Annotated in this window: 12 protein-coding genes; 10 read left to right on the forward strand and 2 right to left on the reverse strand. The window is 45.7% G+C overall.

From position 1 onward, the window contains the following. Nucleotides 1-8: 8 nt before the first annotated feature. From MHH92_RS13925 to MHH92_RS13945, 5 genes are all read left to right on the forward strand, one after another. Nucleotides 9-1,316, forward strand: coding sequence for an aminotransferase class III-fold pyridoxal phosphate-dependent enzyme (locus MHH92_RS13925; RefSeq protein ID WP_338708741.1), 1,308 nt, complete (start codon nucleotides 9-11; stop codon nucleotides 1,314-1,316). Nucleotides 1,317-1,358: 42 nt separating this feature from the next. Further along, nucleotides 1,359-2,390, forward strand: a complete 1,032-nt coding sequence (locus tag MHH92_RS13930; protein ID WP_340904425.1) for a zinc-dependent alcohol dehydrogenase — start codon at nucleotides 1,359-1,361, stop codon at nucleotides 2,388-2,390. Nucleotides 2,391-2,482: 92 nt separating this feature from the next. Then, the gene (locus MHH92_RS13935; protein ID WP_051449724.1) at nucleotides 2,483-3,727 is read left to right on the forward strand and encodes an MFS transporter; all 1,245 of its coding nucleotides are present in this window, start codon (nucleotides 2,483-2,485) and stop codon (nucleotides 3,725-3,727) included. Nucleotides 3,728-3,820: 93 nt separating this feature from the next. After that, entirely contained in the window at nucleotides 3,821-4,414 is a 594-nt protein-coding gene (locus MHH92_RS13940) for a DUF1349 domain-containing protein (protein WP_339199459.1), read from the forward strand. Between the two features lie 39 nt (nucleotides 4,415-4,453). Next, the gene (locus MHH92_RS13945) at nucleotides 4,454-5,095 is read left to right on the forward strand and encodes an HAD family hydrolase (RefSeq protein ID WP_339286763.1); all 642 of its coding nucleotides are present in this window, start codon (nucleotides 4,454-4,456) and stop codon (nucleotides 5,093-5,095) included. Here MHH92_RS13945 and MHH92_RS13950 read toward each other — a convergent pair. After that, a complete protein-coding gene (locus MHH92_RS13950) occupies nucleotides 5,092-5,907 on the reverse strand; it encodes an AraC family transcriptional regulator (protein ID WP_340904429.1) in 816 nt (271 codons plus the stop codon). The two genes, MHH92_RS13945 and MHH92_RS13950, sit on opposite strands and share 4 nt — an antisense overlap. A gap of 295 nt (nucleotides 5,908-6,202) precedes the next feature. Here MHH92_RS13950 and MHH92_RS13955 point away from each other — a divergent pair, with 295 nt between their 5' ends. The 3 genes from MHH92_RS13955 (at nucleotide 6,203) to MHH92_RS13965 (ending at nucleotide 9,080) form a co-directional block, all read left to right on the forward strand. Beyond that, a complete protein-coding gene (locus tag MHH92_RS13955; protein ID WP_340904433.1) occupies nucleotides 6,203-7,345 on the forward strand; it encodes an NAD(P)/FAD-dependent oxidoreductase in 1,143 nt (380 codons plus the stop codon). After that, entirely contained in the window at nucleotides 7,342-7,629 is a 288-nt protein-coding gene (locus MHH92_RS13960) for a hypothetical protein (RefSeq protein ID WP_340904435.1), read from the forward strand. The genes MHH92_RS13955 and MHH92_RS13960 overlap by 4 nt, the downstream gene beginning before the upstream one ends. Nucleotides 7,630-7,844: 215 nt before the next feature. Continuing rightward, nucleotides 7,845-9,080, forward strand: a complete 1,236-nt coding sequence (locus MHH92_RS13965) for a cytochrome P450 (RefSeq protein WP_340904438.1) — start codon at nucleotides 7,845-7,847, stop codon at nucleotides 9,078-9,080. Between the two features lie 98 nt (nucleotides 9,081-9,178). On the opposite strand, the gene MHH92_RS13970 is transcribed toward MHH92_RS13965, so the two are convergent. Next, a complete protein-coding gene (locus MHH92_RS13970; RefSeq protein WP_076249946.1) occupies nucleotides 9,179-10,618 on the reverse strand; it encodes a DHA2 family efflux MFS transporter permease subunit in 1,440 nt (479 codons plus the stop codon). A 282-nt stretch (nucleotides 10,619-10,900) separates the two neighbouring features. Between MHH92_RS13970 and MHH92_RS13975 the strand changes: the two genes are divergently transcribed. Together MHH92_RS13975 and MHH92_RS13980 are read left to right on the forward strand one after the other, a co-directional pair. Next, nucleotides 10,901-11,506 (forward strand): TetR/AcrR family transcriptional regulator, encoded by a 606-nt coding sequence (locus tag MHH92_RS13975; protein ID WP_017688636.1) that lies wholly within the window; start codon nucleotides 10,901-10,903, stop codon nucleotides 11,504-11,506. A 45-nt stretch (nucleotides 11,507-11,551) separates the two neighbouring features. Continuing rightward, on the forward strand, nucleotides 11,552-12,097 hold the full coding sequence (locus MHH92_RS13980) for a GNAT family N-acetyltransferase (protein ID WP_340904440.1): 546 nt from the start codon (nucleotides 11,552-11,554) through the stop codon (nucleotides 12,095-12,097). Nucleotides 12,098-12,123 lie beyond the last annotated feature (26 nt).

Consider the following 12,123-nt stretch of genomic DNA (forward strand, 5'->3'; position numbering starts at 1 on the left):
TACTTAAGGTGAAAGAAAAAGAGAGCACGCTCGATCGTGCCGTACGGTTTACCCGTAATCTGGAGTGGTTGGAACAAGTCGAGAAGGTAATTCCGAGCGGATGCAGCACTTTAGCCAAAGCACCTGAACGTTTATTTCCGGGCCATACACCCGTATGTTGTGCAGAGGCTTATAACTCCCGATTTACAGATATCGACGGGAATGAATGGCTGGATTGCGAAATGGCCATGGGTACGGCGCCATGGGGCCATGCCAGACATGAAGTCCAATTAACCGTCATTCACCAGTTGAAAAAAGGGACAAGCTTTTCTTTACCTGCCGACATCGAGCTTGAATGTGCCGAGTTGATTCTGGAGCGGTTCGAGGGGCGTTATCCATCGCTGCGCTTCACCAAGAGTGGTGCCGATGCAGTGAGTGGGGCCGTGCGTCTGGCCCGTGCCGCTAGTGGCAAAAGCAAGGTTATTGCGACAGCTTATCATGGGTGGCACGACTGGTCTGCCTACGGTTATTATGGTGGCCAGACAAAAGAACGTGGCATACCCGTGGATATCGAGCGTTCAACGATCTGGGTCAACAAGCCTACTACGGAGCGAATTGAGGCTCAGATTACCGCGTCTCCCGAGGATATCGCATGTATTGTTCTATGCCCCAACGAGTGGAAAAAGGATGCGCTGGAGGAAGCCGTAAACCTATGTCGGTCTCTGGACATCATTATCATATTCGATGAGGTAACTTCCGGTATTCGAATGGGCAAGCAGGCTACAGCAGGAGAATATGACATCTGGCCTGATCTGCTCTGTATCTCTAAAGGTATGGCCAACGGTTTACCGCTCGCAGCGGTTATGGGGCCTGAGCACTTGATGTCTTTGTCAGGACAGGTCAGATTCAGTAATGCCCATTCCAGTGAAACGACAGCGCTCGCGGCAGCTATTGCCTGTGAACGATTAATGAAAAATGCGAAAGTATGGCCGACTTGGCGTGATCCGGCAACCCGGATCATGGATCGTCTGGAATCTGAACTTGTGTTACTCGGATTGACGGATCAATTGGAAGTGAGAGGGACTTATGCAAGCTTCTGCATTCAATCCTTGGCTGAAGATAACTTCCAAACCGATCCTTTCCGCGAGTTCATGGTGAAGAGAATGGCTCACTTCGGCATTTTCACCAAAGGATACTTTATTTTCTCTGATGCCCATACACGGGAAGAATTGCTATGGGTCGAGGAAGCGCTGTTGCAGATCCTGTCAGACTGGAAAGAGATTCAGAAGCAGGAACATCTTCATGCGATGCAACTTTCGAAAACGTTTGAAGCTTAATCCATAGATCATAATCAACAATCCACTAGGAGGAATTATTCAATGAAAGCACTCGTATATCAGGATCTCAAACAGGTGACTTACCAGGAGATTGAGGAGCCAACCATTCAAAAGCCAAACCAGGTGAAAATTAAAATCTATGGTTCCGGCATCTGCGGTACAGATCTGAATATTGTCAAAGGCAAAGTGCCTGCGAATAAAGGAACGATCATTGGTCATGAAGGCGTAGGCACAGTGGTTGAGGTGGGCGACGACGTTCGTGGTTTCAAGATCGGTGATCGGGTATTGGTTGATCCCACGCAATCTTGCGGTACCTGTTCATACTGCCGTGAGGGTCTGTTCATCTACTGCGAGAATTTTGATGATTATCAAGTAGGGATGACGACACACGGAACCTTTGCTGAATATTTTGTTGGGGACGAAAAGTATATCTATGCCATCCCGGATTCCATGAGTTGGGAAACGGCCATGTTGATCGAACCACTGGGATGTGTACTTCAGACGTTCATGAAAGCAGGAACTAAGCCAAGTGACTCTGTACTCGTCCTTGGTTCTGGAGCAATCGGTTCCCTGTGTCAGCTTGTTAGCAAACGATTGGCAAGGCTTACCGTAGGCACGGAAGTTGATCCATACCGCAAAGAGTTCGCTTCAGGGATCGCGGATCATGTGTTCTATCCTCAGGATCTGACACTGGATAAAGTATACGAGATCAATAATAACAAAAAGTTTGATATTGTAGTGGACGCGGTTGGTAACCAGCTTCATGTAGGGTTTGAGCTGATTGCCAAAGGCGGCAAAATTATTCCTATGGGATATGACGACAGCTATGAGGTGACGTTCAAATCAACAGCCGTGATTAATGATGGCATTAGTATCATCGGTGCAGTTGCTAATCACTCGATGATCAGTACGGCACTGAAATTTGCCCAAAGCATCCCGGAACTGGAACAGATGGTGACAGCCAAGGAACTGCTGAGTGATTATGAACAGGCCTTTAATGGAACGATTGGTTATGACATGCATACTGGAGAGAAGTTGCCGATGAATTCGGTCAAAACAGCTCTTATCCTATAAGAGGTACTATAAGCATGTAGACATTAGCGGGTTTGCCGCTGCGAGAAGTTGGAATTCGCAGCGGTGAAAACCGCAGAAGGAAGGGATATCGATTGAAATTGCTTCAAGATTTGCCGAAGAATCCACGCTACTCCATTTTACTCGAACCGGTATGGGCCATTCCGGGCACGATCGTTCTATTCTACGCTCCTTTATATATGAAGGAAGCCGGACTTTCGGACATAGAAATCGGTTTAATCAATTCGGTGAATCTTTATTTTGCCTTTATCTTTCAATTGTTTGCAGGTTCCATTACGAATAAGCTGGGACGAAAACGAACAACACTGATCTTTGATCTGCTTGCCTGGAGTGTTCCCATGTTCATCTGGGCCTTCTCCCAGAACTTCTGGCTGTTTCTGATCGCTTATTTACTGAATGCAACATCCAAGTTTGTAACGGTCGCCTTTAACTGTCTGATCATAGAGGATGTGGAGGAACACAAACGATCCAAGGTATTTGCCATTCTCAACATGATCATTACAGGGGCTGGGGTACTCACGCCTATTGCCGGGGTGGTCATTGCTGATTATGGTATTGTGCCTACACTCGCCAGCATTTACTTTGTCGGGGGCATCCTCATGACCGCTATGTTTTTCATTCGTAACCGATACACGGATGAGACCGAGGTCGGCAAGGAACTTATGGGATTGCATAGTAAAACCCGCGTGCTTCAGAGCTTGGGTTCCAGTCTGCGCCTGTTTGGCAAATCGTTCTACAAACGGAGACTTTTTCCGATTATTCTGATCACGGTGTTGTCCAATCTGATCTTGCAGCTGAATTTCTTCCAGGTCATTTTCTTCAAGGAACAGTTGAAGTTTGATGACCGTGTCATTTCGTTTATCCCAGTAGTGACTGCGGTAACCGTCATGCTGCTCTATCTGGTCATCATTCCGCGACTGAAACGGCGTTCGGAAGAAAAGTATGTTGGTTTTTCCATCGTGCTTAGCACGGCCGGAGCCATTCTGTTTCTGTTGATCCCTGTGGGGAATATAGGGATGTTGTTTCTCACGCTAATCGTGCTCGCTGCGGGTAACTTCATTTTGCAGACGTACCGGGATTCCCTGCTGATGAACCGATTGGGTACGCATGAGAAAGCCGATATGTTCTCGGCCGTGCAGACCGTCATGACGCTTACAGCCATTCCATCCGGTTACCTGACGGGCCTGCTCTACCATCACAATCCAACACTGTTATTCAGCGTCATTCTTGGTCTATATGTTGTACTCATGGTCATCATGTTCTTCCTGCCAGATCCGCAAAAGCACTCCCAAGTGCTGGAACCTTACAAAAATATGTAGAAAAAGGGGTTTACTGTATCTGGAGCGAATATGTAGTACAGAAAAAAATAGAACTACCTCTAGAACATATTTTAACTTGGGAGGCTGCTAAAAATGACTAACGTAATGACAACAGAAGCACGGAAGCAATGGAGTTGGATGAACGAGCCTGAAACCTGGTCCTATACCGATCAGGGAGGTGTGCTGGTGGAAGCGAAGGCGGACACCGACTTTTTCCAGGATCCAGCGGGGAAGCACATTCGTGCAACTGCTCCTTTCTTGTCCATGCCTGTGCCTGGCGATTTCGAAATCACAACCCAATTAACCGTTGATATGAAAAATCAATATGATTCCGGATGCCTGATGGTGATGGCGGATGATCGTAACTGGTGCAAAATTTGTTTTGAATATGATGGAAAAGTGCCTACCATCGTGTCGGTGGTGACACGTGATGGTTCATCGGATGATTGTAATTCGGTGGAAGTCTCCATACCTAATCCCTATTTGCGTATACGCAAAGTAGAGGGCTGCATATCATTCTTTTATTCACCCGATGGGGATGAGTGGAAACTAATTCGTTATTTCGGCATGCCGATACAAGGGGAACTTCGAGCTGGATTAGTTGTTCAGTCGCCGACTGGAACGGGCTGTACGTGTCATTTTTTATCCGTGAACGTTACTCATCCGGACTTGACCGCACGTTTCTAATCCGCTCCCCTGGCCGATCACTGGAGGGAGAACAGGTTCATGGTAAAAGCATTTATATTTGATTTTGATGGACTCATTGTCGATACAGAGACACCTTGGTATTATGCGTTTCGCGATATTTATGAAGAGCACGGAGTGGAACTTGGTCTGGAGCTTTGGTCGAAAAATGTGGGGACATCCTTTGAGGAATTTCATCCATTTCTGTATCTGGAGCAAGCGCTCCAAAAAAAGATAGATCATGATCATATCAAACTGCTCTCTGAACAAAAATACGAAGTCTATTTGGGACAGGCCGCCATTCTTCCAGGGGTGTATGAATTGCTTCAGTCTGCAAGGGAAAAGGGGATTCAGCTTGCGGTTGCTTCCAGCTCCACACGGGACTGGGTGCATGGTTACTTGCAGAAATTAGACATTTTAGATTATTTCACAGTCGTTCATACATCCGAGGATGTGAAGCGAGTGAAACCGGACCCTGAATTGTACCTTCTTGCTCTCCAGAGTCTTGGGATCGAGGCTTCCGAAGCGATTGTGTTCGAAGACTCACCTAATGGCTTGAAGGCAGCCAATGCAGCAGGTATTCGGTGTATCATCGTACCTAACGAGGTAACGCGTGGTCTGGAATTCGCCATGCATGAACTGCGGTTATCCTCGCTGGCCGAGATCGATATGGAGGCGCTTTAATCCAGATACTGCTTGCGTAGCTCGATAGGGGAGATCCCTTCGTATTTTTTGAACACTGACCCAAAGTAACTGGCACTGTTGAAACCAACAGCTTTGGCTATTTCATGAGCGGTCGTAGCGTTATTTTCGATGAGCATTTCCTTGGCTTTCAACAACCGATATCGCATCAGATACTCTAGTGGAGTCATTTGAAATTCTTTTTTGAATATCCGATTGAGGTGCTGCTCGGTAACGTCCATCTGCTCAGCCAACATGGGGAGAGAAATATCCTGATGATAATTTTGTTTGATAAAAGTAATGAGTTCATCCAATCTTAATCGGGCATCAGAACGTTCGTAAGCACTATAGCGTTCACCTTCAATGGTTAATCTGACCAAAAGCATGTACAGTAATGCGGATACGTGCCAGATCTGATCCTTGTGCCGGGACTGCAGCGCCAACGTAATTTCACGCAACAGGATATGAAGCATTCCATCCGGCTTGAAGGCGCGCAGCTCCCCGATCTGCAAGGTATGCAAGAACCGTGGCAATAAATAGCCATTGAAAGACAGACAATCAAATCGTAATGAATCACTCAGATTGTGGTAACGGTAGGTTACCTCCGGGAACAAAATGAGAGCGGTCCCTTTTTTGATCGAAAATTCATGATTCTTTGCTGCGATTCGCCCTGTTCCTCCGATGCACTGTACAATGCTGTAATCCCGTGAATGGTCGCTCCAATTCATCAATTCATCAACGGTCAACTGGTTTTTCCCTGTAATCATGAGCGGCATATCGGTATCCAGTGGATTCCCCATACTAGGTTTCGGCATCGTCGTGTTATTCCTCTTTTCGTTAAAGGATCATGTGCGTAAGTGGCGTGGTTACAGCGTTAAAAGAAACCTAGAAAGAATTATATTACATAAATGGAATAATTTTAATTGAATGACGGGCAATATATAAAACGTTTTCATACAAATGCTTCAACAATTCTTTATTGGATGAATGAGTATGAACTGTAGTCTGATCAGCCTCTATTTATGGATCTAAAAGTACGCCTGCCTTGCCAACAGAATGCGAAACGGTATACGCTATAACGAATGAGTGATTAAGGAAAGGGATGCAAACATGAAGAAAGTCATCGTAGTCGGATCGGGTATTCTGGGGGCATCAACAGCCTATCAATTAGCCAAACATGGCGCAGAGGTCATCATCGTAGATCGAAAAGATATAGGACAGGCAACGGATGCAGCTGCCGGTATCATCTGTCCATGGCTGTCACAGCGTCGCAATCAGGACTGGTATCAGCTCGCCAAGGCAGGTGCGCGGTTCTATCCTGGCATCATAGCGGAGCTTGAAGGCGAAGGAGAAACGGAAACCGGTTATGCTCAAGTGGGCGCGCTTAGTATTCATACGGATGTGGACAAAATCAACAAGATGGAAGAGCGGGCCCATCTTCGCAAAACAGATGCGCCGGAGATTGGCGACATTACACCTTTTGATGCCAAAGAAACCCGTGATCGTTTTCCTCTACTGGATGAACGTTATCAATCGGTACATATCAGTGGTGCTGCACGTATAGATGGAAGAGCGCTGCGCGATGCATTGATCCGGTCTGCACAGCGAAATGGAGCGGAAGTGATCCATGGAGACGCCACGCTTCAATTCGAAGCGGATCGGGTCATTGGTGTGAGTGTTAATGATCAGAGTTTCCTGGCAGATGAAGTTATTGTCTGTGCAGGTGCTTGGGCCAACGAACTGCTGAAGCCACTCGGCATACACTTTAAAGTGCATTATCAAAAGGCACAAATTATGCATCTACATGTCACGGATGGGGAGGATACAGGCCGCTGGCCTGTGATCATGCCACCTTCTGATCAATATCTGCTGGCCTTTGATCAACAGAAGATTGTGATTGGTGCCACTCATGAAAATGATGTGGAGGGTTATGATACAAGAGTCACTGCAGGGGGCATGCAGGAAGTTTTGAACAAAGGTCTGGAACTGGCGCCGGGGCTAGCCAATAGCACATTCCAGGAAGTAAGAGTTGGGTTCCGTCCGTTCACACCTGGCTTTCTACCAGTAATGGGGGCTGTCCCAGGCTGGCAAGGTCTGATTACCGCGAATGGACTTGGAGCCTCTGGATTGACTATGGGTCCTTTTATCGGGAGTCAACTGGCGAAACTAGCTCTCGGCATGGAGCTGGATATCGATATTGAGCCCTACACTGTTGGCAAAGCAATGGATGAAATTGAAAGAGGTGAGTCATGACATATTCACAACGTGTATCCGATGGAGCGAACTCGTCCGACATCATATATTTGGAGCATCAGATCGGTACGACAAAAGAAAAACTGCGAATGGCTTTGGAGAAACAAGAAACATACAAAAACGAATTGTCGGAATTGAAGTCATCACCAATCAGGAATGCATCCGAAGACAATTCTGAAGAGCAAGTCTTAATGGAGAAGGTAAGCCAAACGAAGAACTTGGTTGAAACCCTGTCTGAACAACTGGAGCAACTACAGGAAGCATTGGCGAAACTAGGCGATTGATCGGCTCGTATGGCTTATCTCACTGAGACATCGACAGAAATAATATACGATACGTATAAAACGAAAACCCCTTATATTAAGGGGTTTTTCTGATTTAGTTCAAATGGTTTATATCAACAAATGAACGAATGGTATAAAATGGAATCAGGTGCTGAACTGTCAATTCAGATACCCATGTAACCAATCACGAAACTATGCTGAGAGGTGGATTCCAAATGTATAAAGAAGTGATACGTGTTGAGGACATCACGAGGTTTCAGTCCAGGTCTGAAGAGTTTTTCCCACTTCACTGGTTTCGAAAAATGCTGTCCGAGCATCCAGTGTACTATCACGAAGATACAGACACCTGGAATGTGTTCAGATACGATGATGTGAAGCAGGTCCTCAGTAATCATGAGTATTTTTCAGCCGAAGGAACCCGGACAACGATTGCCGTTGGAGCAAAGAACAATGAAGGCACACCTCCAGACAAATTAAACATATCAAGTATCGATCCTCCCCGTCATCAAAAGAGCCGTTCGTTGTTATCTGCTGCTTTTACTCCGCGTAGTCTGAAAAACTGGGAACCACGAATTCGCAACATTGCAGAACAGCTGGTAGCCGATATTGAGCCAAATACGACCATTGATATCGTCCAAGCATTAGCTGCTCCGTTGCCTTCCATGGTGATGGCGGATCTGCTCGGCATCCCTCTCACAGACAGCCATCGCTTCAAGAACTGGGTAGATATTCTGTTTCAACCCACCAATCCCAAGACGGCTGAGGAGAGTGAACTGAAAAAGCAAACTGCCGCTCAAGAGTATTATCAATTCCTGTATCCTATTGTGGTTCATAAACGGACTCATCCTGGTGAGGATATCATTACCGATCTGTTGAACGTGGATGTTGAGGGGGAGAAGTTCACGGAGGATGAGGTTGTTCGCACGACCATGCTTCTGCTTGGAGCCGGTATAGAGACAACGAGTCATATGGTTTCAAATACGTTCTATTCCTTCCTCTACGATGACCCGAGCTTGTATGGCCAACTCAGGCAGAACCCCGAATGGGTTCCGCTCGCAGTGGAAGAAATGCTTCGTTATAGGTTCCATAATGCCAAGCGGCATCGGACAGTAAAGCAGGATAATCAACTGCTCGGAGTGGATTTGAAAAAAGGAGATGTTGTCATCTCCTGGATGAGTGCAGCCAATATGGATGAGCAGATGTTTGAAGACCCCTTTGAGCTGAATATTCATCGTCGGAATAACAAAAGACATCTTACCTTTGGTAATGGCCCACACTTTTGTCTAGGGGCCCCGCTGGCAAGAATGGAACTAAGCATTGCCTTGACAGCATTTGTGGAGAAGATTGCTCGGATTGAACCGATGGAGTCCTTTGATCTGGAGAATAATCTGGCCACTTCAGCTCCGGGACAGTCATTGACCCATCTGCCAGTGAAGATCGTTGCGGAGTGAGAAGGAATCATACGGGACACAACCTAAAAAGCGGCAGATCAGACGTAAACGTCTTGATCTGCCGCTTTGTTATGCAAGCAAGTATGAGGCTGGACACCTTAATTTGAATTCATAGAAACTTTTTGTCTTACCACCTGTTTGATTTCTTCCTCTTTGGCTTGTTTGGTGCGTTTGATAAAGAAGGAAAGGACCAATCCCACAACAGCGATACCGATGATAACAACATAAGCATCATTGATACCCTGGATCATGGATTCTGTAGCAAGCTGTTTTTGACTGAGACCATTGGCTGCACCAGTCGCCATCATATCCTGTACATGTGCCGTTGTACGGGAGGTCATGACACTTACGAGTAATGAAGTACCTACAGCACCAGCCACTTGTCTGACGGTGTTGGAGATAGCTGTACCGTGTGCACCAAGTCTTGGTGGCAGTTGGTTAAGTCCCGCAGTCTGAATCGGCATCATGAGCAGAGCCATACCAATTCGGCGGCCGGTAGACATTAATACCAGGTAACCATAACTGGTTGAATCCGTTAAGTCGATGAAACCAATTGTCGTCACGATGGTGATCACCATCCCGATAACAGCGAGCCATTTCGCTCCAAATCGGTCAAACAATTTTCCAGCTACTGGCATCAGGAAGCCCATGACAAGCGCACCCGGAAGGAGTAATAATCCGGACTCCAGTGCAGTGTAACCACGTGCGTTCTGGAGATACAAGGGAAGCAACATCATGTCAGCATACATGATCATTGTAATCGCGATACTAATGACCGTGGTCAAGGAGAACATGTTGTATTTGAATGCCCGCAGATCAAGCAGCGGAGTTTCAGAAACGAGCTGTCTCCATGTAAACAGGGCAAGAGAAACAATCCCAGCCGCAATGCAGATAAGAACTTCTGCACTTGACCATCCCAGACTTCCTGCTCTGCTGAAACCATAGAGCAATGCGCCAAATCCGATCGTGGACAGCACCACACTGATTGTGTCGAACTTTGTGTTGACCCGTTCGGATACATTCTTCAGGTATACAAACGCAAAAGCAATGACAATAAGAGTTAATGGAATCATGCCGTAGAACATCGTTTGCCAAGAGTAGTTCTCGAGAATATAACCGGCAAGGGTAGGCCCGATTGCAGGGGCAAAAATGATGGCAAAACCAACCATTCCCATTGCAGATCCTCGTTTTTCAGGAGCAAACAAGGTCAAAATAACGTGCATCAAGAGCGGCATGATAATGCCGGCACCCGCTGCTTGAATCATACGTCCTGTCAGCAATGTGCCAAAGTTATCTGCAAGAGCAGATACGATGGTACCAATCAGGAAAATAAACATGGAAGCTTGGAATAATTGCTTGGTTGAAAAGCGTTGCATGAAGTAGGCCGTGATCGGGATAAGCACCCCGTTCACCAGCATGTAACCTGTCGTTAACCATTGTGCTGTTGCGGCGGAGATGTTAAAATCACCCATCAGTTCCGGTGTAGCAACACTCATGATCGTTTGATTCAACGTTGCAAGGAAGGCTCCCAAAATCATGATAAACAGGATGGGGCCTTTCTTTACGGATAATTCTTCTGGTACTCTAGCCTGACTCAATCCTTTTCATCCTTTCAATCCACACGTGACTAAATTTACAACGTGTTGTATAGTTTACATTGTATTTATTGAATTATATACATATTCGGACAGATTACAATTTACGTTATGACGTGTTTTCGTCGTTTATTTTACAAATAAAATGAATTTGTTGTGTAAACCAAAAATAAACGACTGATTGTTTAAAATTGTAATGTTTAAAATTTGATAGGAGGGATACACGTGAAAGACGAGAAGAAATCAGCCGTGGACCCAAGAATATTGCGAACACGTCAGTTAATTCGAAGTGCATTTGTTGAGTTACTGCAGGAAATGGATATTGAAAAGTTGTCAGTGAACAAAATTGCCGAACGAGCGACGATCAATCGGGTAACCTTCTACCTGCACTATCGTGATATTACGGATATGATGGAGAAGATGGCCGACGAGATGATTGAGAATATTGAACGGATCGTGGATGAATATGCCCCTCATTTTGAGAAGCAAAGAACGGAAGAGGCTTGGCCTGTTCTAGTCAAGTTACTGGAGCATTTTGCAGAGAACGCCTCGTTCTATCAGGTGGTTCTTGCTACAAAGCGCACACCGATTTTTACCGAACGACTGCTCAAATTGTTAAGTACGCTGGTCAAAGCCAAAATTGATCGGGTAGAGATGGAAGATGAACTCGAAGAATCCGGCATTCACAAAGAAATCGCAATATGGTACGGTTCTTCGGCTCTGATTGGAACCATCGTTGCCTGGTTGCGTAATGATATGCCATATTCACCTCATTTCCTGGCGAAACAATTCTCGTTGATTCGCTCGTACTCTTATAATGACTTGATATAATCATGCTACAATTGCACCTAACGTTAATAGAGGAGGAATAATGTAATGAAATATAGTGCAGAACGTATCTATGTGAGATTTTGGAATGTGGATGATGCCGCATTGCTTCTGGATCTACAGGTTCGCAACCGTGGGGAAATAGAGAACATATCAGCAAGTGATCGGGACGAGTCTTTCTACAGCTTGGAAGGGCAAAGGTCACTCATTGAGAGCTGGAACAAGAAGAGAGAAGAAGGAAATCGCTATTCTTTTGGTATTTTTCTACATACAACGGATGAACTCGTCGGTGAAATTTCTTTGTTCGAGATCATACTGGATTCTACCCCAAAATGGATCGTTGGTTATGTGACGGATACTCTGCATCAAGGAAAAGGATATATGAGCGAAGCCCTGCAATGTGTACTGGAATTTGCCAAACACGAAACTGAAATTACTCGAATCGAAGCTGGCGCTGTGCCCGATAATACAGGTTCCATCCGTGTCCTTCAAAAAGCAGGATTCAAGGAGAATGGGTCACAGCTTGTGCCAATCCAGGGAACGTTGAAAGAACATACGATGTTTGCTGTGGATACTATAAGCAAGATGTTTTAATATTTACTATACAAGTTGAACTATAT

Origin of the sequence: Paenibacillus sp. FSL M7-1414, from assembly GCF_038003195.1 — a bacterium.
Lineage (GTDB): Bacteria > Bacillota > Bacilli > Paenibacillales > Paenibacillaceae > Paenibacillus > Paenibacillus amylolyticus.

What these genes read in the sequence shown, in the direction of transcription:
- MHH92_RS13980 (WP_340904440.1), top strand. Translation starts at nt 11,552, where the DNA reads ATGAAATATAGTGCAGAACGTATCTATGTGAGATTTTGGAATGTGGAT.
- MHH92_RS13970 (WP_076249946.1), bottom strand. Translation starts at nt 10,618, where the DNA reads ATGATTTTGGGAGCCTTCCTTGCAACGTTGAATCAAACGATCATGAGT.
- MHH92_RS13955 (WP_340904433.1), top strand. Translation starts at nt 6,203, where the DNA reads ATGAAGAAAGTCATCGTAGTCGGATCGGGTATTCTGGGGGCATCAACA.
- MHH92_RS13930 (WP_340904425.1), top strand. Translation starts at nt 1,359, where the DNA reads ATGAAAGCACTCGTATATCAGGATCTCAAACAGGTGACTTACCAGGAG.
- MHH92_RS13965 (WP_340904438.1), top strand. Translation starts at nt 7,845, where the DNA reads ATGTATAAAGAAGTGATACGTGTTGAGGACATCACGAGGTTTCAGTCC.
- MHH92_RS13945 (WP_339286763.1), top strand. Translation starts at nt 4,454, where the DNA reads ATGGTAAAAGCATTTATATTTGATTTTGATGGACTCATTGTCGATACA.
- MHH92_RS13950 (WP_340904429.1), bottom strand. Translation starts at nt 5,907, where the DNA reads ATGCCGAAACCTAGTATGGGGAATCCACTGGATACCGATATGCCGCTC.
- MHH92_RS13940 (WP_339199459.1), top strand. Translation starts at nt 3,821, where the DNA reads ATGACTAACGTAATGACAACAGAAGCACGGAAGCAATGGAGTTGGATG.
- MHH92_RS13960 (WP_340904435.1), top strand. Translation starts at nt 7,342, where the DNA reads ATGACATATTCACAACGTGTATCCGATGGAGCGAACTCGTCCGACATC.